This is a genomic window from Halomicrobium sp. HArcel3, assembly GCF_058933135.1.
Window position 1 is genome coordinate 213,941 of the sequence record NZ_JBZYDN010000001.1, and the last position, 25,841, is coordinate 239,781.

Genomic DNA, 25,841 nt, shown 5'->3' on the forward strand with positions numbered 1-25,841 from the left:
CTACTAGTCCGGCATCCGGCTTATGGTACTGACAGCACAACTATAGGTAATGAGTCAGCCATCCGAAGGGTTCCGCGACGGCGGAGCCTCGACGACGCCGGCCGAACCTGTCGCCGAGAGTAAAGCTATCCAGCGGCGGACCGGTGCGACGTTCCACCTGGCGACGCGCGTGCTCCCGCGGCGCGTCCGTCACGCGACGTACGTCCTCTACGCGTTCTTCCGCGTCGCCGACGACGTCGTCGATGACCCCGACCCGGGGCCGCCGGCCGAGCAGCGCCGGGAACTCGAACGGATGCGCGAGGCTGCCCACGGACGGACCGATAGCGACGATGCCGTGGTGACCGCGTTCCACCGTATCGCCGACGAACACGGTGTTCCTCCCGCTGAAATCGACGAGTTCGTCGACGCCATGCTACGGGACGTCGAGGGGGCGGACTACGAGACGTACGAGGACCTGGAGGCGTACCTCCGGGGCTCGTCGGTGGCGGTTGCCAATATGATGCTCGCGGTGATGGATCCGCCGCAGGCCGACGAGGCGCGACCCCACGCCCGTGCCCTCGCGGAGGCGTTCCAGCTGACGAACTTCGTCCGCGACGTCAGGGAGGACGTTCGGGACTACGACCGCGTCTACCTCCCGAAGGCGACGCTGCGCGAGCACGGCGTGAGTACGGACGACGTGCGCGCGCTCGATCCCTCACCGGCGATGCGCAGGGCCGTCCGGACGGAACTCCGCCGGACAGAACGGCTCTATCGCGAGGGCGTCGCGGGCATCCGGATGCTCCCCCCGGACTGCCAGTTCGCGGTCCTGCTGTCGGCGACGCTGTACGCCGAGCACCACCGGCTCATCAGGGCGCGAAACTTCGACGTCCTGACCGGCCGACCGTCGCTCTCGACGGCCCGGCGGCTGGTCGTCCTCGCCCGGACCTGGGCCGCCTGGAAACGTTTCGACGACCCCGAGACGGTGTTCTACCACGTCAGTCCCGTTCCGGAGACGGAAGACGTCCCGCAGGAGGTTCAGGCGACCAGTGCGGGACGACGCGGCCGGCTCTCCTCGGCGATCAGGGACCGAACACCCCAGGGCCTCGGCGCCGTCGGCTCGGTCGTCCCCTGGAGGAGCGACTGATGGCGGCCGGTTCCGACGCCGAGGTCGTCGTGGTCGGCGCCGGCTTCGGCGGCCTCTCCACGGCGTGCTACCTCGCCGACGCCGGCCTCGACGTCACCGTCGTCGAGAAGAACGAGTCGCTGGGTGGCCGGGCGAGCGTCCTCGAACGCGACGGGTTCCGATTCGACATGGGGCCCTCGTGGTACATGATGCCCGACGTCTTCGAGCGCTTCTTCGGCCACTTCGACCGCGAGCACACCGAGTTCTACGAACTGACACGCCTCGACCCCCACTACCGGGTGTTCTTCAAGGACGGCGACCAGCGGGCCGCTGTCGGCCAATCGAACGGCCGGCACGCGCGCGACGACGTCGACCAGGTCGACGTCACGCCGGACCGCGCCGCTATGCGCCGCCTCTTCGAGTCGTATGAACCGGGGGCCGGCGCCGCGCTCGATAGCTACCTCGAACAGGCCGCCGAAACCTACGAGGTGGGCATGGAGCAGTTCGTCTACACCGACCGGGGGTCGTTCCGTGACTACCTGGACTGGGACGTGCTCCGGAACGCCCGCGGGCTGGGCCTGCTCGGGTCGATGCAGGACCACGTCTCGGACTACTTCGACCACCCGAAGCTCCAGCAGCTCGTCCAGTACTCGCTGGTGTTCCTGGGCGGGTCGCCGACGAACACCCCCGCGCTGTACAACCTGATGAGCCACGTGGACTTCGAACTCGGCGTCCACTACCCGGAAGCCGTCGGCGACTTCTCGCCGCCGAACCGCGAGACGGCCTCGCCCGGCGGAATGGGGACAGTCGTCGACTCGATGGCGGCCCTCGGCGACGAGATGGGCGTCACCTACCGGACCGGCGTCGAGGTCGAACGGATCACGGGCGAGCGGGGGAACTTCACCCTCGAAACGAGCCAGGGGCCCGTGACGGCGGACCTGGTCGTGAGCGACGCCGACTACGCTCACACGGAGAAGCACCTGCTCGCCCCCGAGGACCGGCAGTTCGACGACGATTACTGGGATTCGCGGACGTACGCCCCCTCCGCCTTCCTGCTGTACCTCGGTGTCGAGGGCGACGTCGACCCGCTGGAACACCACACGCTCGTGCTCCCGGAGGACTGGACCGACCACTTCGAGAAGATATTCGACGACCCGTCGTGGCCCGACGACCCCGCATACTACTGCTGTGTCCCCTCGGAGACGGACCCGACCGTGGCGCCCGAGGGCCACAGCAACCTCTTCGTGCTCGTCCCCATCGCTCCGGGGCTGGAGGACGGGCCGGAAGCGAGGGAGGCGGCCCGTGACGCGCTGCTCGACGACCTCGCCGAGAACGTCGGCGTCGACCTGCGCGACCGCATCGTCGTCGAGGAGCAGTTTACCGTCTCGGAGTTCACCGACCGGTACAACGCCGAGCAGGGGTCGGCGCTGGGGCTCGCCCACACGCTCAGACAGACCGGGCCGCTCCGGCCGGACCACCGCTCGTCGGCGCTCGACGGCCTCTACTTCACCGGTGGGTTTACGCGTCCCGGCATCGGCGTTCCGATGTGTCTGATCAGCGGTGAACACGCGGCCAGCGCCGTCCTCGCCGATCTCGACGGCGATCGACGGATCCAGCGTCCTGCATGAGCACGCTCGTCCGCCTCCTCCGACTGTCCCGCCCCCGGTTCTGGCTCTATCTGGCCGGGCCCGTACTCGTGGGGCTGTCGTTCGGCGCGGACGCACTGGCGGACCTGGTGACACCGCTCTCGCTCGCGCTCGTCGCCTACTTCCTCCTCCCCGCGAACGTCTTCCTCTACGGCGTCAACGACGTCTTCGACGCCGACGTCGACCGGGAGAACCCGAAGAAAGACGAGAAGGAGGTTCGGTATCGGGGGAACGTCTGGACGCTGGTCGCCGTCGTGACCACCCTCTTCCTCGGTGCCGGCCTCGTCGCATGGTCGCCTCCCGCCGCCCGCCCCTGGCTCGTCGGCTTCTTCCTCCTCGGCGCGGCCTACAGCGCGCCGCCCTTCCGACTGAAGACGCGCCCGCCGCTCGACTCGCTGTCGAACGGCCTGTACATTCTCCCCGGTGCCGCGGCCTACGCCGCCCTGACGGGGACTGCGCCACCACTCGCGGCACTTGCCGGCGGGTGGCTCTGGACGATGGCGATGCACACTTACTCAGCGATCCCTGATATCGAGCCCGACCGGCGGGCCGGCATCGAGACGCTGTCGACGGTGCTGGGCTACGGCCGTGCGCTGGCCTACTGCGCCGCCTGCTGGCTCCTCTCGGCGGCCGCCTTCGCCCTGCTCGACCCGCGCGCTGGCCTGCTGCTTCTCGTCTACCCCGCCCTCGTCGTGATTATCGCCCTCCGCGACGTCGACGTCGACCGGGCGTACTGGTGGTATCCCGGCGTCAACGCCGTCGTCGGCGCGGTGTTCACCGTTGCCGGCCTGTGGGGTGTCGTCGGTGCCTGACGCGCCGACGGCCGACGGCGTGATTTCCGACGCGACGCTCGTCCGCCTCGAACGCCTCGTCCGCGAGAACCGCTTCACCATCGCCGTCGTCTTCCCGGCCGTCGGTGCGGTAACGCTCGTCGCGAGCGCGGCTGACCTCCTGCCACCGCTGCTGGCGTACAACCCGCTGTTCGTCCTCGTGGGGACGCTCGTCATGCGCCTGCCCCTCGTCGCCGCGCTCGGCCCGTTGCTCGACCGCCGGGCCATCGGCGTCCTCTCGGTCCTCGTGGCCTACACCTACGCCATCGAGGCCGTGGGGCTCGCGACCGGGTTCCCCTACGGCGACTTTCGCTACCTCGCCGACGTCGGGCCGATGGTCGGCGGCGTCCCGGTGGCCCTGCCGCTCTTCTTCGTCCCGCTCGCGCTGAACGCCTACCTGCTGGCGACGCTGTTGCTGGGTTCGAGAGCGAGGCGAGGGCTCGTCCTGGTGCCCCTCGCCGTCGGCCTCCTGCTCGTCGTCGACCTCGTCCTCGACCCGGCGGCGGTCGCCATCGACTTCTGGACCTACGACGGCGGCCCGTACTACGGCGTCCCCGTCTCGAACTACCTGGGCTGGCTGCTGAGCGGCAGTGTGGCCGTGGGCCTGATCCACGCCGCTTTCGACCGCGCTGCGCTCCTGGGCCGCCTGGAGACCTGCCCGTTCGCGCTCGACGACCTGGTGAGCTTCACCCTGCTCTGGGGCGTCATCAACGTCGTCGCCGGCAACTGGGTCCCAGTGGGTTTCGCACTGGTGCTCGTGGCCGGGCTGGCGCGGACGGAGCGCTTCGACCTGGCGACGCCGGACTCGGCAGAACTCGGCTGGGGATGAGTGTGTGGGTGGTACAAGTGAAGGACTGAACGAATTGCCAGAGCTGCTGTGACCACGACATCAAAGAACTCGAAAGCCCTCGGCGCGTTCGACTCGCGCGGACCCCCTGCGCGCCTCACTCCGTTCGGTGCTTGGGGGTCCGTGCTTCGTCGACCGCACCTCGCCCTTTCAGTCCTCCAGGGTCCGCGTTGCTCGCGCACGGAGGCGCTCACGGGTCGCTTCGCTCCCCGTTCGCTCGCTCGGAGACCCCTCCCTACGGTCGGCGCCTCCCTGCGCTCGCGGTTGACTCCACCAACCCTCCCCGGATTCGGCGCGTCCGCGCCGAATCACGCTTCCTGACCACTCCACCGTCAGAACTACGTTCTGACGAGCATCGCCTCGCGGTGCTCGGCCCAACGCAACCGCCCGGCCGGGAGCGCGTTTCATCGCGCGACCCACCGAAAGACTCGGCACACCTCGTCTTTCGAGCCCACACTCGCTTCGCTCGCGTGGAAGGGGAAGGGCAGGGCTGCGGTGCCTGGTGGACTGAAAGGGCGAGGCGGGCTCCGGGAACCCGGGCGCTGCTAGCACCGCAGCGCAGCGAGGAGCGTGGTTCGAAAGGCGCGCAGCGCCTTTCGTCATCACGAGAGAGCGAAGCTCTCTCGAACGACAGCAAGCCCCGGGACCGGAGCTCGCCGAGGGCTTTCCGAGTGTTGTTGGCCCCGGTATTGGCTTCAGATAGCGCGCCGAGAGCTTTCTGGTTGGTAGCGGTCTCCTTTCTTCCAGCAACAGCCCACAAGAACCACCCGTTCAACTCACAGGTGTACGAATCATACAGCATACACCACTTCGCAAACCACCTCCCAGAGAGTCACGCACACGGTCCCGTCAGCTACAAGCCCGCGAGTCGAGTACGGCCACACCACGCTATGGCGATAGAGCTGACGGGCGCGCACACGACGGCGCGCGTGCTGGTCGACGACGACTCGCTGGCCGAAGACGATTCACTGTCCGCGGACGACTCGTTGGCCGAGGACGACTCGCTGGTCGAAGAGTCTGCGCTGGCCCAGATCCAGGAGCTGATCGACCACCCGGCGTTCACCGAGCCGGTGCGCATCATGCCGGACACCCACGTCGGCGCCGGCGCGCCGATCGGGTTCACCATGCCGCTGGCCGAGCGCATCGTCCCGAACATCGTCGGGGTCGACGTGGGCTGTGGGATGGCGGCGGCGAACCTGGGCGAGGAATTGCCGCTCGCCGACGCCGAGCGCGAGCGGCGCGTCCGCGACGCGGTCCCGATGGGCCGCGACGTGCACGACTACGACGACGCGCCCCACCTGGTGAACGAGTTCCCGTTCGAGCGGGCCAACCGCGTCTTCGAGCGATTCGACGAGGCCTTCCAGGAACGGTTCGGCGAGCCCGTCGACCCTATCGAGTTCGACTTCGACGGGTACGACGGGGAGTACTTCGAGGCGCTCTGCGAGCGCGTGCTGGCCAGCCAGCGCCAGGGGATGGGCCACGTCATCCAGAGCGTGGGGACCCTGGGTGGCGGGAACCACTTCGTCGAGTTCGCCCGGGCCAGCGAGGCGGGCGACTACTGGCTGGTCGTCCACAGCGGGTCGCGCTACCTCGGCAAGTCCGTCGCCGAGTACTGGCAGGGTACGGCCTCCGACCGACGAAACGTCGAGCGCATCCGGGAAGCCATTCCCGACGACTACCACGAGTACCTCGAGTTCGACCCGGCGACGGTCGAGGGCCGCGACCTCTACGAGTGGGTCACCGGCGGCAAGGGCGAGTCCCACATCCGCAAACAGCGGGTCCGCGACGACTTCGAGGGGAGCGACATCGAGGACGTCTTCGACGCGCTATCGAAGCTCCGGCCGAGCGACGTCGTGACCGACGAGGCCGGCGACGAGTCCGACGACGGCGAGGGTGGCGGTGACGGCGAAGCCGCCGCCGGCCGCAACACCGACCTCGACTGGCTCGAAGGCCGCGAGGCTCATGGATACTACGTCGACATGCTGTTCGCCCAGCAGTACGCGCGCTGGAACCGCGAGCGGATGGTCGACGCCATCTGCGACGCGCTCGGCGTCGACCCCACGGACCGCTTCCAGTCCATCCACAACTACGTCGACTTCGCGGACCTGACCATCCGCAAGGGTGCGACGCCCGCCCGCGACGGGCAGCGCCTCGTCGTCCCGTTCAACATGGCCGACGGCTCGCTGCTGGCCCGCGGGAGAGGAAACGACGAGTATCACCAGACCGCGCCCCACGGCGCCGGTCGCACGATGAGCCGCGGCGCCGCCCACGACGCCATCGGGATGGACGAGTTCGCCGACGCCATGGACGGCATCTACTCCGAGTCGGTCATCGAGTCGGTCCGCGACGAGGCGCCGATGGCGTACAAGCCCGCCGAGGCCATCGCCGAGGCGATCGAACCGACCGCCGAGGTCGTCGACTGGCTGGAACCGGTTCACAACCTGAAGGCGACGGAGTGAGGCTGGTATCCCGGGGGCGAGAGTTTTTACGGAGAGAGGGTGCCAGACGGCCCGATGCATCCACGTCGACGAAGCGAAGGCAGGGCATATGGGATCTGTACCATAACGGCTTTTCCGGACAAGCGCCTACGGTAGGATGGATGGCGACGATCCGGTTGTCCGTCGGTACGAGCGGATTCACGGTAACACTCACGTTGAGAGCGTCACTATCCGTCGAACGGACGACGAGACGTACCCCTCGGGGTGGAAGTACTCGCTACACTACGGCGAAATCGGCGGCGAGACCCTGCTTCGATACGACAACGCTCACGAGCGAACGAAGGGTCACGAGAAACACACGCGGTCGTTCGTCGAACTGATCGAGTTTCCCGGAATGGAAGCCCTGTACCGACGATTCAAGCGGGAGAAAGAACGACTACCGCCGTGACAACGAAGCCAGAGGCCCATTACAGCATGACGACACTGAAAGTGACCGTCGGCGAGGCGGACCGACTCGAACGGGAGACCATACAGCGTATTCGCGCTGCAGAGCGCGGTGAGCCGCTGGACGACGACCAGCCAGTACTCAACTTCGATGACTACGCGACCCTCGCGGAGTTTCTCCGGGAGACCAATCTCGAACTCCTCGAAGCGATCCGGCGGGAGGGCCCGGACAGCATTCGCGCCGCCGCCTCGCTCGTCGACCGGGACTACCGCGAAGTCCACCGGAACCTGAAGACGCTCGAATCACTCGGTCTCGTGCGACTCAACGACGACGGTGCCGGCACCGCGAAGACGCCCATCGTCGAATACGACGACATCGAGATATCCATTTCGCTCGGTGAGCCGACGGACGACTCCCAGAGCGTCACGACGTAGACCGATACAGGCCAGCGGGGACCGGCGTTCTCTCAGAGCCCGAGTTCCCGCCCGAGAACCATCCGCTGGATCTCGCTGGTCCCCTCGCCGATCTCCATGAGTTTGGCGTCCCGGTAAAACCGCTGGGGAGCGAAGTCGGTGGTGTAGCCGTAGCCGCCGAGCACCTGGACGGCGTCCTCGGCGACCTCCCGGCAGATCTCGCTGGCGTCGAGCTTGGCCAACGAGGAGATTCGGGTCACGTCTTCCTCGTTGTCGTACGCCGTCGCGGCCTTGTGCGTCAACAGCCGCGCCCGCTCGATCTTCCGGTCCATCGCCACGAGCATGTCCCGGACGGCGTCGAACTTCCCGATGGGCTGGCCGAACTGCTCACGCTCCTTCGCGTAGGCGAGCGCCGCCTCGAAGGCGCCCTGTGCCAGCCCCACGGAGAGCGCGGCGATGGAGATGCGGCCGCCGTCGAGCGTCGCCTTCGTCTGGTCCCAGCCGTCGCCTTCCTCGCCGAGGAGTCGATCGGCGGGAATGCGGCAGTCGGTGAACTGGATTTCGCAGGTCGGCGAGGCGTTGAGCCCCATCTTGTCCCACTCCGACGTGACCTCGAAGCCGTCGTCGTGCTCCGGGTCGACGATAAAGGTCGAGATGCCGTCGTAGCCCGCACCGGGTTCGGTGACTGCCTTCACGAGTATCGACCCCGCGACGGAGGCGTTGGTGATGAACTGCTTGGTCCCGTTCAGGACGTACTTGTTCCCTTCCCGCTCAGCGGTAGTCTCCATGTCGCTCGCGTCGCTCCCGCTCCCGGGTTCGGTGAGGGCCCAGCCGCCGAGGTACTCCCCCGTCGCCAGTGGCCGGAGCCAGCGCTCTTTCTGGCCGTCACTTCCGAAGTTCTCGATGGGCTTCGACGCGAGCGAGACGTGGGCCGCGTAGGACAGGCCGACGCTCCCGGAAACTCTCCCGAGTTCCTCCGTCACGAGCGCGTACAGCAACTGGTCGCCGCCGAGGCCGCCCCACTCCTCCGCGACTGGGACCCCGAGCATATCCAGGTCGGCGAGCTGGTCGAATATCTCCGCGGGAAACCGGTGTTCGTCCTCGATCTCCTGGGCGACCGGCGCGATCTCTGCCTCGCAGAACTCTCGGACGGAGTCGCGGATCATCCGGTGCTCGTCCGGGAGGTCGAAGTTCATGGATCGCGATTCGTGCTGTGGGAACAAATAGCATTCTACGCGAAGGGTGGTTCGACAGGTATCGTCGCAGTCGATCCGACCGTGACCGTCAACAACGCGAAATCCCCGTGGATCGTGAAGGAGGGCGGGACTTTCGAGTTGTTGGCGTCAGTGACTCTCTCGTCCTGCCCTGACTCCACAACCCCTAGAACCGAACCCCTAACAGGGGGCCGCTCGTTACTGTGAGCAGATGGCGTTTCGCCGATTCCTCCGCGGTCGCGTCCCCTGGGAGACGCTGGAGGGGGTCGTGGCCGAGGTCGCGCGCCGGTACGACCAGCCCGGGGTCCGCGTCGAGTTCCTGGAGGCGGACAACTGGCTGTCGACGCCGATGGTGGTCGACGACGAGTGGTTCGTCAAGGTGGTCACCGAGCAGAACTCCGTCGTCCACGCGCTGTTGACGGCCGGCCGGAACCTGGGGGCCTTTTCCTCCGGGCGGGAGGGCTTTTTCGAGCACTTCGGGACGCCCTACGAGATGGCCGAACACGAACTCGAAGCGACGCGGAAGATGCGCGAAATCGGCGTCAACGCGCCCGAACCGGTCGAGGCCTTCGAGTACGACGGCGTGGGCGTTCTGGTGCTCGAGTACCTGCCCGAGTTCGAGACGCTGGAGGAACTCGACCCCGACGTCGTCGCCGAGCACGCGCCGACGGTGTTCGACTTCCTCCACCGGATGCACGACGCCGGGCTAGCCCACGGCGACTTCCGCGGCGAGAACGTGCTCGTCTCCGGCGGCGACCTCTACTTCATCGACGCGACGAACGTCCGGGACGAGGCCATCGAGGACGCCCGCTCGTACGACCTGGCCTGCGCGCTCGGGGCCCTCGAACCGCTGGTCGGCGCGCGCGTCGCCGTGCCCGCGGCGGCCAGTCACTACGACTCGGCGGCGCTGCTCTCGGCCGAGGAGTTCCTCGATTTCGTCAACATCCGCCCGGACCACGACTTCGACGCCGCGGCGCTGCGGGGCGAAATCGAGAAGATAGCGACGGCGTGAGGGCGATCCTCGGCGAGGGTTACTCGGCGTCGGCGGGGACGTCGAAGTCGTGGTAGTGCTCGCCTTTCTCCTTCGAGAGGATGTTCAGCGCCGCGGCCGCCCCGTCGCCGGCGGAGATGACCGCCTGCCACTCCTCGGCACGGACCATCGCGCCGGTCGCGTAGGCGTCCTCGACGCTCGTCTCCATCGCCACGCCGACGTCGACGACGTCTTCGTCGGTGAACGCACAGCCCAGGCTCTCCGCGAGGTCGCGCTTGGCGCCGGTCGCCAGCACGACGTAGGGAGCCTCGTGCTCGTCGTCCTCGGTGGAGACGGTGAAGCCGCCGCCGGTCTCCTCGACGCCGGTGACCTGTTCTTCGCGGAGTTCCGCGCCGAAATCTTCGACCTGCGCGCGGGCGTCATCCACGAACTGCGTTCCGTCCTCGCTCTCGATGCCGAGGTAGTTGAACAGGTGCGCCTTGTGCATCCAGGTCTCGTCCGTGTCGAAGACGACGGTGTCGAGGTCGTTCTTCGCGGTGAACAGCGCTGCGCTCAGGCCGGCGGGGCCGCCGCCGACGATCAGGACATCTGTCATACGATGGAGTGGGGCCCACTCCGAGAAAAAGATGTGGTACCTAGCCGAGGAGTTCCCGTGTCCGACGGTGCCGGTATCGGAACATCGGTTCGAAGCCGACGACAGCGAAGGGGTCGACGACCCGACCGACCGGACCGCCGAGGAGTTCGTACTCGACGCGGTCGTGGACCAGCGTCCCGTCGCCCTCGGCCGTGAAACGGTGCGTGTGATCCCAGAACGCGAATGGGCCGTCGACCATCCCGTCGCGGAAGAGCGCGTGTCCCTCGCGCTCCCGTCGGTCGACGATCACCGAGGTCCACCGCTGGCGCGGGCCGACGCCGAACGGCCGGATCGAGGAGACGATAGTGGCCCCTTCCTCCAGAACGTCGGGGTCCAGCTGACCGTCGGGACCGGTCGCCTCCTCGATGCGGAGGTTCATCCAGTCGGGGGTCAACGCCTCGAGGCCGTCACCGCTGGAGTGAAACTCCCAGACGTCTTCGAGCGGCGCGTCGACGTGCGTGGACCGCTCGTACACGGGCATGTCCGCTGGTTGGGTCTGGAGAAGCAAAACGACCGGGGTACCGGTCAGTCGGCCCCTGGCGGCCGGGGGACGACGTTCCGCTGACGGGTCAGCGGCGCTTCAGCTCGCCGGCGCGTTCGAGAATCCGTTCGGCCTGGTTGATCTGCGGCGCGTCGATCATCTCTCCCTCGACGACGAAGACGCCCCGGTCCTCGGCGTCGGCGTCCCGCTTCGCCGTCATGATCGTCCGGGCCCACTCGACCCGTTCCGGGTCCGGCCTGAACGCGTCGTGGATCACGTCGACCTGTGCCGGGTGGATGGCGAGCTTCCCGTCGTATCCCAGGTGGCAGCCCCGGCGGGCGTCGTCCCGGAGCCCCGCTTCGTCCTCGTATTTTGTGTAGTGCGTGTCGATCAGGTCGACGCCCGCGGCCCGCCCGGCCAGGACCACGTGCTGGCGGGCGTAGGATAGTTCAGAGCCCTGGGCAGACCGCGTCGCGCCGATGTTGCCTGCGAGGTCTTCGGCGCCGAAGACCAGCGCTGACGTGGGTGCGGCCGTCGCGATGTCGGTCGCGCCCAGGACGCCCTCGGCGGACTCGACGAGCGCGACGATGGGCAGCGGCGCGTTGCGGTTCCGGAGCTTTCGGAACAACATCCGGACCTCGTCCGGACCCGACGTCTTTGGGAGCATCACGCTGTCTGGCGCCGCGCGCTCGAGGACGACGTCGAGGTCGTGGGTGGCGCCGTGGTCGATGGGATTGACTCTGACGGCGAGTTCGCAATCGACGTCGAGATCGGCGACGGCGTCCCGAACGGCCTCGCGTGCGACGTCCTTCCGGTCGGGGGCGACGCCGTCTTCCAGGTCGAACACCACCGCGTCCGCGCCGCTCGTCGCCGCCTTCCGGAGTTTGTCTGGCTGGTCGCCCGGCGAGATGAGGACGCTCCTGCGGACCATAGCCCCCGTTGGGACCGAACGCACGTAACTCCGATTGCCGGATAGACGCCAGACTGCTGATCGACGGACCGTTAGGTCGACGCGACCGACGCGTACGGGCTGTCCAGTGACAGAGAGCAGTGTATGGAGCCAGTACTACTAAGCGGAGCCGAACTGAGTACAACACATGGAGTACAAACGGCTCGGTACCACGGGACTGGAGGTCTCACCGATCTGCTTCGGCACCTGGCGCTTCGGCAAGGAACACGAGGACAGCGGGGTAATGGAGACTGACCGCGAGGGCGCTCACGAACTGCTCGACGCCTTTGCAGACCGCGGCGGGAACTTTATCGACACGGCGAACGGCTACGGCGAGGGCCGGAGCGAGAAATGGATCGGCGAGTGGCTCGCCGACCGGGACCGCGAGGACTTCGTCGTCGCTTCGAAGTGCTACTGGTCCGACGTCTCGCGCTTCCAGGAGAACCTCTCCCGGAAGAACGTCCGCGCCGAGGTGGAGGGGTCGCTCGAAAAGCTGGACACCGACTACCTCGACATCCTCTACCTGCACCGCTTCGACGACGAGACGCCCATCGAGCGCACCCTGCGCACCGTCGACGACCTGGTCAGTGAGGGGAAGGTCCACTACGTCGGCATCTCGACGTGTGACGCCTGGAAGCTGGCGAAGGGCCTCTGGCAAGCTGACGTGAATAACTACGAGGCATTCACCGTCACCCAGCCCCAGTACTCGGCGACCCACCGCGACCCCGTCGCGAACTATCTGGACGTCTGCGCCGACCAGGACCTGGCGGTCTGCCCGTACTCGCCGCTTCACGGCGGCTTCCTCACGGGCAAGTACGAGCGCGTCGGCGACGGCGAAGTGGAGGCACCGGACGGCTCCCGAGCCGACCTGGACGAGCACTTCGAGGACTGGTACCTCTCGGAACGCGCCTGGGACGTCCTCGACGAGGTCCGTGCGGTCGCCGACGAGGCCGACGCGACGCCCGCCCAGGTCTCGTTGCGCTGGCTGATGGACCACGAGCGATTCACCTGCGTGCCGATCATCGGTGCGCGGACCGTCGACCAGCTGGACGAGAACCTCGGCGCCGTCGACGTCGAACTCACCGACGAGCAGTTCGAGCGCATCGACGCGGCCGGGCAGGCCGACGCCTGATAGTGGTGGTTGTAAACCCTTGCCGGCGTTCGACGGGACCGGCGCCATCTAACGCCGGTAATACGTTACAACCACCACTATAAGACTGCGCCCACTGCTCGGCAATTCCGCACTTTCAGACTTCGTCCAGTTTCTTCTGTATCTTGGTGTAGACCTGCGGGCTGAGATTCATTCCTTCGTCGACGAGGTCGTACAGGAGGTCGCTCGCTTCGTCCGCGCTCAGCGTTTCTTCCTTCGTGCATTTCAGGAGCAGCGTCGTCACCCACCAGCATTCGACGTCGTGGCTTCGACCGACCGTTATCAGCCCCTTGTCGTTCGCCTGGAGTACCCTTTCTCCGGCCTCGGCGTGCAGGATAACGGACGCGTCGGTGACCGCGATCCCCTCTAGTGACGCTACCTCCTCCGCGCTGGGATGTGGTTCGACCACGTCCGCGTCGTCGAGAAACGCTTTGAGGGCGGCAGTCCCCGGCTTCCCACCGGTGAGGAGTTCGTCCCGAACGCCATCGGTCGTCCGAACGTCGTCGAAGGCCGCTCCGATCAGATCGAGCCGGCCGACCCGCGACAGCGGGATCAGCGCGGAGGAATCGACGACGACCATCAGATTCGATCCAGGTCGCGATCGAGATCCTCGGCCGTGTACCCGACGTCCAGCCCCTCCTCGGAGGCGAGAGTCAGCATCTCGACGTAGCTCAGGTCCGCTATCTCCGCCGCTTTCCGGAGCGTTACAGCGTGGTCACCGAGGAGGTCGAGAGCCCGTTCCCTTCGCCACTCTTCCAGGCCCTGCCTGATGAGCCGGCGGAGGACCTCCGACCGGTCCGCACTCATCTCTGCTTCGAGTTCCGAGAGCGCGTTCTCGTCGTCCTCGGGGATGCGAGTGGTGACAGTCTCCATCGTTACGATAACTGACGTTACGATACAGTATAGATGTAACGCCCCATCCGGCTCCGATCAGGAGAAGAATTCGACGCCAACCGGACGTGGTCGCTGGCTCATAGTGGTGGTTGTAAGCCCTTTCCGGCGTCCGGCCGAACTGCGTGAGGCCGGGCTCGATAGACGAATGGAGTGAGCGCGGGCTCGACGGACGAGCAGAGCGAGTCCGTCGGCGTTCGACGTGGCCGATGCCGTCGAACGCCGGAAAAAAGTTACAACCGTCACTATCAGTCCGCCTCCGACACCTCGCTCGGATCCACCACGTCGCCGTCCACGGGATAGACGCCGACCTGGTCGCAGAGATCCTCGATAGGACAGGCGTCCGGGCCGTCGAGACACGCCGGCTTTCTCGCGGTGCAGTACTCGCGCCCGAACTGGATCATGGCGGTGTGACCGAAGCCACATTTCTCGCCGGGAACCGCCTCCTCCAGCGCTTCGCGGACGCCCTCGTGGTCCGCGTCGGCGGGCGCGACGCCCAGTCGGCGAGCGATGCGGTGGACGTGCGTGTCGACGGGGAAGACGCCGGGCTGACCGCCGGCGAACAGCAGGACGCAGTCGGCCGTCTTCGGGCCGACGCCGTTCATCTCCAGCAGGGTGTCCCGGACTTCGTCTGGGTCGCCCTCGCGGACGAACTCGTCGAACCCCGCCGCGGAGCCGTACTCCTCGACGACGCGTTCGGCGATTTCGACGATCCGGGCCGACTTCTGGTTGTACAGCCCTGCCGACGAGATGGTCTCGGCCAGGTGGCTCTGTTCGGCCTCGGCGAGCGCGACGGCGAGATCGGGATCGAGGTCGTCGTCGTCGTCCACGTCGCCCTCGCCGTCTGGCGCATACTGGTCCATCAGCGCGTCGTGGGCCGGCTGACTCGCCACGTCGGAGGTGTTCTGGCTGAGGATCGTTCGTACCAGACACTCGAAGGCGTCCCGCCCGCCGTAGGTCTTCGTCCAGTACATCTCGCCGAGACGGTCGACGACTTCTTCTGCGCGGGTGTCGGCCTCGGCCGGGTCGAACGCCGCCGCGACGCCGCCGCCAGACGCGCCGCCGCTGATGTTCTCCGCTGGCTCCGGGTCGTCGGTCATATCTGCCCGTAGCGGCGCGTCGCCAATAACACCTCCCGACCCGGAGACCGGTTCGGCCGGCGCCTTATTCACCGTCGAAGCCCAACTCGTGGGCATGACCGTTCTCGTCACCGGCGCGACGGGCACCGTCGGGTCGCGCGTCGTCGCCGCGCTCGCTGCCGCGGACGACCCCGTTCGCGCGGCCGCTCGCGACGCGGCGCGCGCCCGAGAGTCGCTCGACGCTGACTCGGCAGTCTCGTTCGACTTCGAGAAACCGGAGACGTGGGGCGACGCGCTCGATGCCGTCGACCGGCTGTTCCTCGTGCGACCGCCGCAACTCTCCCGGGTGGGCGCCATCACCGACTTCGTGGACGCCGCGGAGCGGGTCGGCGTGGACCACGTCGTCGTTCTCTCCGTCCTCGGCGCCGAGAAGAACCCGTTGCTGCCCCACCGACGGATCGAGCGCCACGTCGAGGGGACGGGCCTCGAGTGGACGTTCGTCCGGGCGTCGTTCTTCATGCAGAACTTCCTCGAAGAGCATCGCGAGGAGGTGCGCGACGGCGTGTTATTCGTCCCGGCCGGCGACGGAACGACCAGTTTCGTCGACGCGCGCGACGTCGCCGACGTGGCCGCCGCAGCGCTGACCGAACCCGATCACGGCGGGCGGGCCTACGACGTGACTGGTCCGGAGGCACTGACGTACGTCGAGGTCGCAGCGGTGTTCAGCGACGTCCTCGACCGGCCCGTGACGTACGCGAACCCGTCGCTGCCGAGATTCGCCTGGGAGACCTACCGGCGCGGGACGTCGCTCGGCAAGACCCTGGTGATGAGCGGCATCTACACGACGGCCAGGTTCGGCCTCGCGGGACGAGTGGCCGACGACGTTCGGACTGTACTGGGCCGCGACCCGATCGACTTCCGGACGTTCGTCGATGACCACGCGAGCGACTTCGCCGTCGAGCGGTCACCCACGCGATCGCACCCCCGGAACTGAGGGTCTCTCCTGGGCGCTCGTACTTTTCTGGGTGCCAGTGCAGGCGCGTCGCGAATGCGTACTCGATTCCGGCTCTCTGCCGTTACTCGACGGAGAATGTCGCAGTCACGTCCGCGCCGTCCGCGAGGGCCGCAACCAGGTCCCGGTCGAGGTCCGCGGCCGCCCCGTCGGCCTCGACCATCACCGTCCGGTCGTCGACGTAGTCGCTGGTCCGGCAGACGAAGCTCCGGTCGCCGTCGAAGGTCAGGTTGGGGTGACCGCTGCCGGTGACGGTCTCGGACTTCCCGCTGGCTTCGATGGTCAGCGTTATCGTCGCGTCGGCGTCCCGGCACGCCTCGACGAACGCGTCGTCGAAGTCCGCGGGGACGCGGTCGGCTTCGATGGCGAGGATGCAGTCGCCCGCCGGTGTCAGAAAGTCGTCGCTCGTGAGTTCCAGCGTGCTCGAGTGTTCGGCGCTCACGTTCTCGTGTCCGTGCCCGTGGACCACTTCGGTCGTCTCCCGCCCGTCGTTCATACCCCCGCTTTCCCGTCGGCCCACTTCAGCGAGTCGACTCGGAATCGCGTGCGACCGTGACCGTGACGGCGCCACAGCGGCACTCGTAGGCACGCCGCTCGCCACCCTCGGTCCGGAACGTGAGCGTCGGTTCGTCGGCGAGGCGCCGCTCGCAGTTCTCCCCGTCACACGTCGCCGTGGTCTCGTTCCGGAGTTCCTCTATCATACATCCGACTCCACGGGGAACGGATATGAAGGTCCGCCTCCCCCGGAGTGGAAGTGAAAGTGTGGGCCGGCGCGGGGGTGAACCCGACGAGCGACCACAGCGCCGAACCCGAGGCGACCGCCGGTTGCGAAACGGAGTCACCGTGGGTGGTATGCGAACACTAGCCGTAACAGTTACAACCACCATAGTGCAACAAGTGCGCAAGTGTTCCAGAGAGTTCGCGGGCGCGTCACCGGGAATCTCGGTCGTGCGAAGCGCATGCTTCGCCGCTCGTTCTCCGGAGACCACTCGACCGAGGAGATCGCCCGGAGCTTCGGGCTCGGCGTGTTCATCACGATGCTGCCGACGCTCGGCGTCGGCTTTCTCGTCTTCCTCGTCCTCGCGGCCGTCTTCGATAGCATGAGCAAACTCGCGCTCGTCGCCTCCGCCGTCGTCTTCAACCCGGTGGTCAAGTGGGGCGTCTACGGGCTCAGTCTCGGACTGGGGATGTTCCTGCTCGGTCCGGTCGAGGGAGTCACGATGACCGACGCGTCGCTGTCCGCCGCGCCGGCTGTCGTCCTCCGACTGGTGGTGGGCAACGTCATCCTCGCCGTCGCCGTCGCCGCCGTCAGCTACGTCGTCTCGTTCCGGTTTATCGACCGCTACGCGGACACGGCCGCCGAGTACATCGACGACGTGAGCGACCACGTCACCGCCCCGTTCGGCGGGACGGGCGAGGATCGGGACTCGGTCGAGGGCCCGGACGTTGGCCCAGACGGTGACGACCCCCGGGGCTGTGACTGACGTCCGGGCCGCCGACACGCGCTGGCGTTCTCCCGACTGGGTCGAGAGACCCTTCTAACGTCAGCGAACGAACTACTACGGCGAGTACAGGGGGTAAAGTACATGCCCGCGGAGAACAGCGCAACGTACATGTCGCTGGAGTGGCGAGGTGCGGCAGTCGAATCCGGGTCCGGCGTCCCGTCGGCGACGACGTGGCAGGACGTCGACGTCCCCGGACGACCGGTCAAGTTTGCCGGTGACGACGCCGTCGCCTATCGAACCGAGTTCGCAGACCCCCGGGAGGCCGACGACGAGCACGCCGTCCTCGTCCTGGAGGGAGTTTTCGCACACGCCCGCGTCTGGCTCAACGGTGACGAGCTGGCCGAACACGACGCGTACTTCGACCCGCTCCGTGTCTCCCTGCCCGTCGAGGACGAGAACGAACTGGTCGTCGAGTGCCGGGCCCCCGAGGACCGGTTCGGCGGGATATACGACACCGACCGCGTTCCCCAAAACGCGTCGGTCCCGGGTATCTGGTGGGGTGCGACCATCGAGACCCACCCCGACCCCTACGTCGAATCGCTGAGCGTCGCCCCTCGCATCGGCGAGGGGGAACCCACGGTCGCCGTCGAAGCGACCGTCGTCACCGACCAGCCTCTCGACGACCGGATGACCCTGTCGATACGGCCGGAGGGCGACGTCCGTGGCGGCGGGATGATGAACCGCGCGGCCGTCGAGACGGCCCCCGGGCGAACGACAGTCTCCCACGAGGTGGAGGTCCGCGACGGCTCGCTCTGGTGGCCCCACGACCTGGGTGACCAGCCCCGCTATACGTTGCGCGCGAAGCTGGCCGACTCTGAGCGGACCACCGTCACGGGGCTCCGGAGCGTCGACTACGACGAGGACGGCCTCCTCGTCAACGGCGAGCGCGTCGCGGCCCGCGGCGTCAACCTGACCGACGCCACCGCGGCCGACGTCGAACGCGCTGCCCGGGCGAACGCGAATCTCGTCCGGGCCCACGCGCACGTCCTCTCCCCCGAGGTGTACGAGGCCTGCGACGAACAGGGGCTGCTCGTCTGGCAGGACCTCCCGCTGACCGGGCCCGGCGAGTTCGACGTCGAGCGCGGGCAGGACCTGGCCGAGCGCCTCCTCCGGGCCCGACGGAACCGACCCAGCCTGGCCGCCGTCTCCGTCCACGACGAGCCGATGCCGGACCTCGGCGACGGACTCGGAACTGGCGCCGTCGACCGCCTCCGCTATCGCTGGCGCGCGTGGCGCGCGAGCTACGACAGGGAACCGGCAGACTCCGTCGCCGAGGTCGTCTCAGAAGTGCCGACGTTCCCCGTCGTCGGTCCGGCCGGCATCGGCCCGGACGCTGCGACGATCTATCCCGGCTGGACCTTCGGCGAGGCCGGCGACGTCGACTGGCTCTGTGACCGCTTCGACCTGGGGGACGTCGTCGCGGAGTTCGGCGCCGGCGCGCTCGCGGCCGACGACCCCGCCGACGAGACGGACTTCGACGCCGACCGACACGCGGCGCGCGTCGGCAGCGGCGTCGACGAGTCCCAGGACTACCAGGCGGACGTCCTCGGCACCGTCGCCGAACGGCTGCGATTGCGCGGGACGAACGTCCTGGCCGCCTACGCGCTCCGCGACGTCGGTGACGCCGGGATGGGCGTGCTCGCCCGGGACGGCAGCGAGAAGACCGCCTTCGACCGACTCGCTGCGGCCTACCAGCCCGTCCAGGGCGTCCTCTCGGACCCGACGCCGGGCGAGAGCGACGTCGTGGTCATTCACGACCGCCCCTCGCCGGCGACCGTCACGGTCGAGTGGGACGTCGACGGCGAGCGAGAGCAGGAGGAACTGAAAGTGGGCGCCTACGGTCGCGTCGACGTGACGACGCTCTCCCTTTCCGAGGGCGACGCCGTCACTATCGCCGTGGCCACCGACGACGCCGTGGCGCACAACGAGTACCGTATTTAACGTCTCCCGACGACGTGTGAACCCGTGGCACGCGGTTTCTCGCGGGTGTGAGCGGTCACCACGGTGTTCGTTGTACCGCAATGTTTAAAGGAAATCGACCAGTACGTACAGGTACCAGAACGTCTCCGGCGTTCGGGCAGTATCGCATTCCGCCCAGTATGACAGGGAACCCTTGTTATCGGCGTCAGCCCACTGAGAGGAATACGACTGCCCAGCGCCGTGGCGGTCATGGAATCGAGGATTAACAACAATGGCAGAATCGATAGACGAATCCAAAAACGTAGAAGTCACAGACGAAGATCTCGAAAACAAATCCAAGGGCGAGCTCATCAAGCTCGCCGGCCAGCTCCGCGACCGACGGAACGACCTGAACCAGCTGGCATCCGAGCGGGCGTCCAGCCGGGACGACCTCAACGCGAAGACCCGTGAGAAGGTCAACGAGGCCCAGGAACACCGCGAGCAGCGCGACGAGCTCAACGAGCAGGTCCAGGAGCACAAGGAACAGCGCAACGAGCTCAACGCGGAGGCCAACAAGCTCTTCGACAAGGTCGACAAGATGAAGAACGACCTCGAGCTCGACGAGGGAAAGTCCGTCGACAAGCTCGAGTCCGAAATCGAAGACCTGGAGTTCAAACAGCAGACCGAGGTGCTCAGTAGCGACGACGAGCGCGAACTCATCGAGAAGATCGAGGAGAAACGCGAGCAACTCGCCGAGAAGAAGGAGAAACTCGACCAGACGGGCGACCTCGACGGCCTCAAGGAGGAGGCAGAGGAGGTCCGCTCCGAAGCCTCGACCCACCACCAGAAGGTGACGGAACTCGCCGACGAGGCCCAGAAGCACCACAACGAGATGATCGAGGCCTATCGCGAGGCCGACGACATCCGCGACGACGCCGACGAGATGCACGAGAAGTTCGTGGACGCCCAGGAGGCCGCCGACCAGCACCACGAGGACTTCGTCCGCGTCCAGAAGCGCCTCCGCGAACTGGACAAGAAAGAGGAGAAGGCCGAGCGCTCCGCCCGCGAGGAGAAGCAGGAGGCCGCCAAGGAGGAGGCCGAGGAGATCTACCAGAAGTTCAAGGAAGGCGAAACCCTCGACACCGAGGACCTGATGAAGCTGCAGAAGGCCGGCAAGCTCTAGACCCGGTCTCTTTTCTCTCTACGCCGTTCTCGACCCACCGAGCGACTGCTATCGCGAACGTTACCACTGGCTGACCTGGCCGCACGTCGCGGCAGTCCACTCGCCTGATGCCGGTCTGTCCACGGCGCGTCACGAGTTCTCAGCACGGTCCCGTTACCCCTTTCACCGGCGATAACGAACTCTCCGGCGATGTCCCTGGCCGCGACGCTGGTCGGTGGGATGGTCTTTGGGCTCGCGCTGGCGGCGCCACCGGGGCCGATGAACGCCGTCATCGCGACGGAGAGCGTGCTCCGTGGCTGGGGCGCGGGCTTCCGCGCCGGACTGGGAGCGATGGTCGCGGACGTCTGTTTCTTCCTGCTGGCGCTGGTCGGCCTGGTCGCGTTCGTCCAGCGCTCGCCGGACGTCAGGACCGCGCTGTTCGTCGCCGGTGGCCTGCTGATGATCTACTTCGCCTACGGCGCCGTCGCGAGCGCCCGCTCGTTCGTCGACGAGGAACTCGAAGAAGGCAAGGGGTTCCGCAAGGCGTTCGTCCTCGCGCTCACGAACCCGTTCCAGATCGTCTTCTGGCTGACCGTCGGCGTCGGCTTGCTCGAACCGGGCCAGCTCGACGTGCTGGCGGCCCTGCCCGTCGTCGGCCAGTCGCTCGCCGGACGCGCCGTCGTCCAGACCGGCGAGCCGGCGATAATCGTCGGCCTGTTCGCCGGCGTCGTGGCCTGGATTCTGGGCTTTCCGGCGGCACTCGTCTCGGCCCGGCGCCGTGTGGATTCGGTCGCGCCGGTGGTCGCGTGGCTCTCGGCGGCGGTGCTGGCCGGGTCGGGCCTGCTCTTCCTCGCGGAAGCGGCGTCGCGGCTCTAGTCGCCGCCCATGCCGGAGGCCATGTCGACGACGGCCTCCTCGCCGTCCATCTCGGCCACTTCGCCCTCGAGCCACTCCTGGAACCAGCGGGCGCGCTTGAGTCGGCGCTGGAGGACGGCCTCGGCGGTCTCGCTCTCGATCCGGTCGCGAGCGTCGCGGCCCCGCTCGACGACGCGGCCGACCATCTCGGCGGCGTCCATGTGCGAGCGGGCCTCGTAGCCCATCCGCAACAGCATCAGCGCCGTCCCGTTGGCGCCGACCTTGTCGAGAATGTCCGCCTCGATGAGACACTGGGTCTCCATCGGCAGGTCGGTCACGTCACCCTGGTAGGAGTGGTCGCGGATGGCCGTGCACACCTGGTCGACGAACGAGTCGGGGTAGTCGCCGTGGGCCGTGAGGTACTCGCGGGCGATGTCCGCGCCAGCGTCGGCGTGGACGTCCTGGTCCACTTCGAGTTTCGCCACGTCGTGGAAGAGGCCGGCGACGCGCGTCACGTCGGCGTTCGCCCCTTCTTCGTGAGCGATCTCTCCGGCGAGGTCGACGACGTTCAGGATGTGATTGAACCGGTACTCCGCGGAGTGCCAGGGGTACCACCGCATCCGGCCGCCTTCGTCCTCGTTCTCCACGCTGGCCGTCAGGTAGTCGCGCACGAACGTCTGCATCGCGTCGAATTCGTCGTCCGAAACTGGCGACTCCTGGATCTCAACGCCCACAGAACCACCTCCCAGAACGGATGTCGTTATTCATCTTACAGGGAAAAACGTGCGTTCGACTCTTTAGCGTTACGACAGGGTGAACAACTGCCAGCCACACCGATCGAAATCTGGCGAACTGGTCGCATCCGCCCGCACGTACGACCGCCGTCACCGACTCTCGCGGTGGACCGTTCGCCTCGTGATCCCTTCCCCGACGTCTCTCCGCCGCCAGTACCGCCGTCTTACGGGTCGGAGGGGGAGGTCGCCGATTCTGGCTCCATCTCTGTCTCTGCCCCCGCGTCCGGACCGGCACGCTCGCCGTCGATCGGATCGTGAATCGCCCGGTACCCGTCCCCGGTCGATTCGACGGCGTCGACGGCGTACAGCCGGATCCGCTTCTCCTGCTTTGTCGTGACAGGGAAGTCGTAATTGTCCGCTTCGTAGTCGAACTCGTCGCCCGCCGCGCGTTTGTCGTCGACGAACGCGCGGTGGTCGCCCAGTCGCTGCTCGACAACGTCGCGGGAGAACTCGGGGATCGCCTCGGTCCGGTCGTCGAAGACGCCCGTGAACTCGCCGTCTATCTCGTAACCGACCGAGTTCCGGCCGGCGGTCATGGCGGCGAGCGTCGTCGTCCCCGTCCCCCAGAAGGGATCGAGGACGGTGTCGCCGTAGACGCTGTACATGTTGATCAGCCGGTACGGAATCTCGAAGGGGTACGCGGCGGACCGGCTCCGCAACTCGTCGTGATCCAGCGCCTGGTGTTCCCCCGTGACGTCCTCCCAGACGTCGCTGAACCACTGGTTGCGCTCCTCCCAGAAGTACGCCGCGCCGTAGCGCCGATCCGACCCGGGCTCGAAGTTCCGGTGGGCCTTGCCGTTCCTGAAGACGAGGACGTACTCGTGTTCCAGCGTGACGTAGGCGTTGGGCGGCAACATCCCGCTGCCCATGAACTTCGCCGCCGAGTTGACGGGCTTGCGCCAGAGAATCTCCGGCAGCGGCTCGAACCCGAGTCCCTCGAAGGCGTCGACGATCCGCGAGTGGTTCTGGAAGACGCGAAAGCTGTCGTCGACCTTGCGGGTCGCGTCGCCGACGTTGACGCAGGCGACGCCGCCGTCGACGAGGACGCGCCCGACTTCGGTCCACACGCGCTCCAGTTGCGCGTGCATCGCCTCGAACGCAGCCTGCCCGTCGCCCACGGCGAGGTGGTCCGCGACGGTCGGATCGAGCTCCGCGAAGAGGTCGTCCCACATCTCGATCATCGGATACGGCGGCGACGTGACGACGAGTTCGACAGAGTCGTCGTCTACCTGTGCTAGCTCGCGGGAGTCGTCCACGACGACGCGATGCTGCGTTTCCACGTTAGTGGTTCCTCGGAGCGTTGGTTGATAGAGGCTTTGCCTGGCTTCGGCTGTCGAGGGCGTCTCGTCGACGAGCGTCCGCGATACGGTTCTGAAAAGCGACCGAACCGACCGCTCGCCGGTCAACCGTGAACCGATTCGCAGTGCCACCCGGGGTCCTGACCCGTCTGTTCGATCCGGTCCGACCGACAGGCCGGGCAGTAGTCCGGGACACCGGTTTCGGAACGGGGGACGTAGACCGCGCCGCTACACTCCACGCACGCGTCGGAAACGATCGTCACGCAGTCCGCACAGAGGTTGAAGTCGTCGACCGTGAGTTCGCGCAGGGGTTCGAGTTGTTTGTCCAGAATGTACTCGTCGATGACCGCCTGACAGTTTTGGCACGGTTGCATGTCGATCCACTCGGTACCATGAGAAGAGGTACCAAATAGCTTCCCCCGCCGGCGGTACTTGCGGCCGGGAACGAATCCACGTCAGTGACATCTCTTCCTGGTGTGCGCTTTGGAGAATATAGTCTCGGGCGGATCCCCATCGTGAAGGTATTAATTCTATCCCCAGAGTGACTGGCTATCATGCCCAGCGTAAACGATCCGAACAGACCGCGAGCCTCTGACTGACGAACGAGAAGAGGAACTCGAAGAGCTCCTAAACTGAATTTATATCGGCGGTCGGCGATTCCTCTTATTCTCGCCAAAGATAGCCTTCAGTGTGAAGTACACCGTCCCGACAATGACCAGTCCCACAATCAGCGTCACTGCTAGTACTGGGGCTCCGAACAGGAATGATGCTGCTACCGTCATTGCGAAGTTCAGCCCCAAACCAGCCTTTCCCGCTTGAAGGTACGAACCGATCAAGGAGGAGATCGTAATTACCAATGGGAACACTGCGAGCACTCCCATGTAGAGCATCACGATTCCTCTGACATTCACTGGTTGACTGGTGGCTGTTGGCATTACAGTGAACATCTTCCAGATTATCAACTGGAGTGTCGGGAGGACGATAGCGTTGACAATTGCAGTCTGGAGGGAACTCGCACCGAGGTCTCCGGCTACTCGTGGATCTGGCGTTGGTGTTGGTCTTGACGCCATAATTTAAAATTTCGGCGGTGACTTATATACTTTGATGGGGAAACAACCGCAGAACTCACGGTATTTTCGACATATTTGTGGTAATGGTACTGCGCATAGTCTATCACAAGTTGTAGGTTATATTTTTGATAGGTATGTTCCAGAGCACCGTCGAGTCTGGTAGTTTTACTCGCCATCTTAGGCCTTTTCATCGTTGCTCGTGAAACCAGGAGCTCTGATACCGACCTCGCTTACCCTCCTATGCGTACCTTGGTAAGATGGTGAAGTTCGCCACTACAAGCGCCAGTAAAACGATCAAGTAATCGATCCACCCGCTTCTCTCAGTCATGAACTTCGCTAAGCCGAACCGTGAATACCAGAACTGTACTGGATAATTCATCAAGAAAATAAGGACGAGGAAGAGGATATTCAGTCCTCCAGAACCGAATACCCATGCTAAAACAGCCCATACTGCTCCATAACAAATGGTAGCAATGGCTACTATCGGCCCGAAAGGTGGTGAAGCCCCTACTTCCACTCGATGTTCCAACCAAGCCAATTCAGCCGGGATAGACTCACTACTCGAATACTCTACAAATTCACTGCCGACATCTAAGAATCTATCATGGATCGTATCTTCAAGACCTAAGAATTTCTTCTCGTCAACCCTCACCGCCGCATTGTGGCAGAGAACAGCGAGATAGAGATTTGCATCACCGAATACCTTCTCATGCAGTACAAACACGACAATGACAAATACGGGCACTAGCGGTGCGGCGACCAGTACTGGTGAAATTGGAAGACCGGTCAGGGACACAAAGGCCGTACCTCCCTTTAGCAAAAGATACGCTAGAGAAATCGATGTTATTGCCATGATGAAGGGGAACGTGCCTTGCAGAACTCGATCAGGGGGTTGATGATTGTTTGCGACAGCCATCTTTCGAACCAGAGTGAAAAACCCGAGGAGGATTACGAGCGCTTTCAAAATCGCATACCCGGAGTCCGGTGTTGGAACAGCGAGAACTGATGTTACTACGAGCGCAGTGAACGCGATTTCGAAGTCAGCCTGATTCGTATCGTCATTATTGAAGACTGCTCCAGGATCGATGCGTTCCATTCAGGATACTTACCTGACGGGTGCAGCATCTGGTCTGTTA

The 25,841-nt window shown here is 65.9% G+C and carries 28 protein-coding genes; 14 read left to right on the plus strand and 14 right to left on the minus strand.

Annotation, left to right across the window (positions count from 1 at the left end; all coding sequences use genetic code 11):
• The first annotated feature begins 49 nt into the window (after positions 1-49).
• From AC5FRV_RS01080 to AC5FRV_RS01110, 7 genes are all read left to right on the plus strand, one after another.
• Positions 50-1,123 (plus strand): phytoene/squalene synthase family protein, encoded by a 1,074-nt coding sequence (locus AC5FRV_RS01080; protein WP_493559278.1) that lies wholly within the window; start codon positions 50-52, stop codon positions 1,121-1,123.
• Positions 1,123-2,730, plus strand: coding sequence for a bifunctional phytoene desaturase/3,4-desaturase (crtID, locus tag AC5FRV_RS01085; RefSeq protein WP_493559279.1), 1,608 nt, complete (start codon positions 1,123-1,125; stop codon positions 2,728-2,730). The genes AC5FRV_RS01080 and crtID overlap by 1 nt, the downstream gene beginning before the upstream one ends.
• Positions 2,727-3,560 (plus strand): prenyltransferase, encoded by an 834-nt coding sequence (locus AC5FRV_RS01090; RefSeq protein ID WP_493559280.1) that lies wholly within the window; start codon positions 2,727-2,729, stop codon positions 3,558-3,560. Before crtID ends, AC5FRV_RS01090 begins: the two co-directional genes overlap by 4 nt.
• Positions 3,553-4,407, plus strand: a complete 855-nt coding sequence (cruF, locus tag AC5FRV_RS01095) for a bisanhydrobacterioruberin hydratase (protein WP_493559281.1) — start codon at positions 3,553-3,555, stop codon at positions 4,405-4,407. Before AC5FRV_RS01090 ends, cruF begins: the two co-directional genes overlap by 8 nt.
• 908 nt (positions 4,408-5,315) lie before the next feature.
• Positions 5,316-6,884 carry an RtcB family protein gene (locus AC5FRV_RS01100; protein WP_493559282.1) on the plus strand — a complete coding sequence of 523 codons (1,569 nt, stop codon included), beginning with the start codon at positions 5,316-5,318 and terminating at the stop codon, positions 6,882-6,884.
• Positions 6,885-7,020: 136 nt separating this feature from the next.
• Entirely contained in the window at positions 7,021-7,311 is a 291-nt protein-coding gene (locus tag AC5FRV_RS01105; protein WP_493559283.1) for a toxin-antitoxin system TumE family protein, read from the plus strand.
• Positions 7,312-7,337: 26 nt separating this feature from the next.
• Entirely contained in the window at positions 7,338-7,742 is a 405-nt protein-coding gene (locus AC5FRV_RS01110; protein WP_493560142.1) for an HVO_A0114 family putative DNA-binding protein, read from the plus strand.
• Positions 7,743-7,774: 32 nt separating this feature from the next.
• Here AC5FRV_RS01110 and AC5FRV_RS01115 read toward each other — a convergent pair whose 3' ends face one another.
• A complete protein-coding gene (locus AC5FRV_RS01115) occupies positions 7,775-8,917 on the minus strand; it encodes an acyl-CoA dehydrogenase family protein (RefSeq protein WP_493559284.1) in 1,143 nt (380 codons plus the stop codon).
• 229 nt (positions 8,918-9,146) lie between these two features.
• Here AC5FRV_RS01115 and AC5FRV_RS01120 point away from each other — a divergent pair, with 229 nt between their 5' ends.
• Positions 9,147-9,947 carry an RIO1 family regulatory kinase/ATPase domain-containing protein gene (locus AC5FRV_RS01120; protein ID WP_493559285.1) on the plus strand — a complete coding sequence of 267 codons (801 nt, stop codon included), beginning with the start codon at positions 9,147-9,149 and terminating at the stop codon, positions 9,945-9,947.
• A gap of 19 nt (positions 9,948-9,966) precedes the next feature.
• Here the strand turns inward: AC5FRV_RS01120 and AC5FRV_RS01125 are convergent, their stop codons facing one another.
• The 3 genes from AC5FRV_RS01125 to AC5FRV_RS01135 form a co-directional block, all read right to left on the minus strand.
• On the minus strand, positions 9,967-10,521 hold the full coding sequence (locus tag AC5FRV_RS01125; protein WP_493559286.1) for an NAD(P)/FAD-dependent oxidoreductase: 555 nt from the start codon (positions 10,519-10,521) through the stop codon (positions 9,967-9,969).
• A gap of 40 nt (positions 10,522-10,561) precedes the next feature.
• Complete coding sequence (locus AC5FRV_RS01130; RefSeq protein ID WP_493559287.1) at positions 10,562-11,041, minus strand: SRPBCC family protein; 480 nt, start codon at positions 11,039-11,041, stop codon at positions 10,562-10,564.
• Between the two features lie 88 nt (positions 11,042-11,129).
• Positions 11,130-11,972: an HpcH/HpaI aldolase/citrate lyase family protein gene (locus AC5FRV_RS01135; RefSeq protein ID WP_493559288.1), complete on the minus strand. Its 843-nt coding sequence runs from the start codon at positions 11,970-11,972 to the stop codon at positions 11,130-11,132.
• Positions 11,973-12,138: 166 nt separating this feature from the next.
• Here AC5FRV_RS01135 and AC5FRV_RS01140 point away from each other — a divergent pair, with 166 nt between their 5' ends.
• Positions 12,139-13,122: an aldo/keto reductase gene (locus AC5FRV_RS01140; protein ID WP_493559289.1), complete on the plus strand. Its 984-nt coding sequence runs from the start codon at positions 12,139-12,141 to the stop codon at positions 13,120-13,122.
• A gap of 115 nt (positions 13,123-13,237) precedes the next feature.
• Here AC5FRV_RS01140 and AC5FRV_RS01145 read toward each other — a convergent pair whose 3' ends face one another.
• The 3 genes from AC5FRV_RS01145 to AC5FRV_RS01155 all read right to left on the minus strand — a co-directional run bounded on the left by AC5FRV_RS01145 (position 13,238) and on the right by AC5FRV_RS01155 (position 15,131).
• Positions 13,238-13,720, minus strand: coding sequence for a PIN domain-containing protein (locus AC5FRV_RS01145; RefSeq protein ID WP_493559290.1), 483 nt, complete (start codon positions 13,718-13,720; stop codon positions 13,238-13,240).
• Entirely contained in the window at positions 13,720-14,013 is a 294-nt protein-coding gene (locus AC5FRV_RS01150) for a UPF0175 family protein (RefSeq protein ID WP_493559291.1), read from the minus strand. The genes AC5FRV_RS01145 and AC5FRV_RS01150 overlap by 1 nt, the downstream gene beginning before the upstream one ends.
• Before the next feature lie 266 nt (positions 14,014-14,279).
• Positions 14,280-15,131, minus strand: coding sequence for an endonuclease III domain-containing protein (locus AC5FRV_RS01155; protein WP_493559292.1), 852 nt, complete (start codon positions 15,129-15,131; stop codon positions 14,280-14,282).
• A gap of 94 nt (positions 15,132-15,225) precedes the next feature.
• Here AC5FRV_RS01155 and AC5FRV_RS01160 point away from each other — a divergent pair, with 94 nt between their 5' ends.
• A complete protein-coding gene (locus AC5FRV_RS01160) occupies positions 15,226-16,104 on the plus strand; it encodes an NmrA family NAD(P)-binding protein (protein WP_493559293.1) in 879 nt (292 codons plus the stop codon).
• Positions 16,105-16,186: 82 nt separating this feature from the next.
• On the opposite strand, the gene AC5FRV_RS01165 is transcribed toward AC5FRV_RS01160, so the two are convergent.
• Both AC5FRV_RS01165 and AC5FRV_RS01170 read right to left on the minus strand, forming a co-directional pair.
• The gene (locus AC5FRV_RS01165; RefSeq protein WP_493559294.1) at positions 16,187-16,618 is read right to left on the minus strand and encodes a DUF371 domain-containing protein; all 432 of its coding nucleotides are present in this window, start codon (positions 16,616-16,618) and stop codon (positions 16,187-16,189) included.
• Between the two features lie 25 nt (positions 16,619-16,643).
• Positions 16,644-16,823: a hypothetical protein gene (locus AC5FRV_RS01170; RefSeq protein ID WP_493559295.1), complete on the minus strand. Its 180-nt coding sequence runs from the start codon at positions 16,821-16,823 to the stop codon at positions 16,644-16,646.
• 258 nt (positions 16,824-17,081) lie between these two features.
• On the opposite strand from AC5FRV_RS01170, the gene AC5FRV_RS01175 reads away from it, so the two are divergent.
• From AC5FRV_RS01175 to AC5FRV_RS01190, 4 genes are all read left to right on the plus strand, one after another.
• Positions 17,082-17,606 carry a DUF2062 domain-containing protein gene (locus tag AC5FRV_RS01175; protein WP_493559296.1) on the plus strand — a complete coding sequence of 175 codons (525 nt, stop codon included), beginning with the start codon at positions 17,082-17,084 and terminating at the stop codon, positions 17,604-17,606.
• 129 nt (positions 17,607-17,735) lie between these two features.
• The gene (locus AC5FRV_RS01180) at positions 17,736-19,568 is read left to right on the plus strand and encodes a glycosyl hydrolase 2 galactose-binding domain-containing protein (RefSeq protein ID WP_493560143.1); all 1,833 of its coding nucleotides are present in this window, start codon (positions 17,736-17,738) and stop codon (positions 19,566-19,568) included.
• A 250-nt stretch (positions 19,569-19,818) separates the two neighbouring features.
• Positions 19,819-20,709, plus strand: coding sequence for a coiled-coil protein (locus AC5FRV_RS01185; protein ID WP_493559297.1), 891 nt, complete (start codon positions 19,819-19,821; stop codon positions 20,707-20,709).
• A 189-nt stretch (positions 20,710-20,898) separates the two neighbouring features.
• Positions 20,899-21,564 (plus strand): LysE family translocator, encoded by a 666-nt coding sequence (locus AC5FRV_RS01190; protein WP_493559298.1) that lies wholly within the window; start codon positions 20,899-20,901, stop codon positions 21,562-21,564.
• Here the strand turns inward: AC5FRV_RS01190 and AC5FRV_RS01195 are convergent.
• From AC5FRV_RS01195 to AC5FRV_RS01215, 5 genes are all read right to left on the minus strand, one after another.
• Complete coding sequence (locus AC5FRV_RS01195) at positions 21,561-22,277, minus strand: HD domain-containing protein (RefSeq protein ID WP_493559299.1); 717 nt, start codon at positions 22,275-22,277, stop codon at positions 21,561-21,563. The two genes, AC5FRV_RS01190 and AC5FRV_RS01195, sit on opposite strands and share 4 nt — an antisense overlap.
• A gap of 224 nt (positions 22,278-22,501) precedes the next feature.
• Positions 22,502-23,617: a DNA-methyltransferase gene (locus AC5FRV_RS01200; RefSeq protein ID WP_493559300.1), complete on the minus strand. Its 1,116-nt coding sequence runs from the start codon at positions 23,615-23,617 to the stop codon at positions 22,502-22,504.
• 122 nt (positions 23,618-23,739) lie between these two features.
• A complete protein-coding gene (locus tag AC5FRV_RS01205) occupies positions 23,740-24,009 on the minus strand; it encodes a DUF7571 family protein (protein WP_493559301.1) in 270 nt (89 codons plus the stop codon).
• A 264-nt stretch (positions 24,010-24,273) separates the two neighbouring features.
• Positions 24,274-24,705 (minus strand): hypothetical protein, encoded by a 432-nt coding sequence (locus AC5FRV_RS01210; RefSeq protein WP_493559302.1) that lies wholly within the window; start codon positions 24,703-24,705, stop codon positions 24,274-24,276.
• 238 nt (positions 24,706-24,943) lie between these two features.
• Positions 24,944-25,801, minus strand: coding sequence for a hypothetical protein (locus AC5FRV_RS01215; protein ID WP_493559303.1), 858 nt, complete (start codon positions 25,799-25,801; stop codon positions 24,944-24,946).
• Positions 25,802-25,841 lie beyond the last annotated feature (40 nt).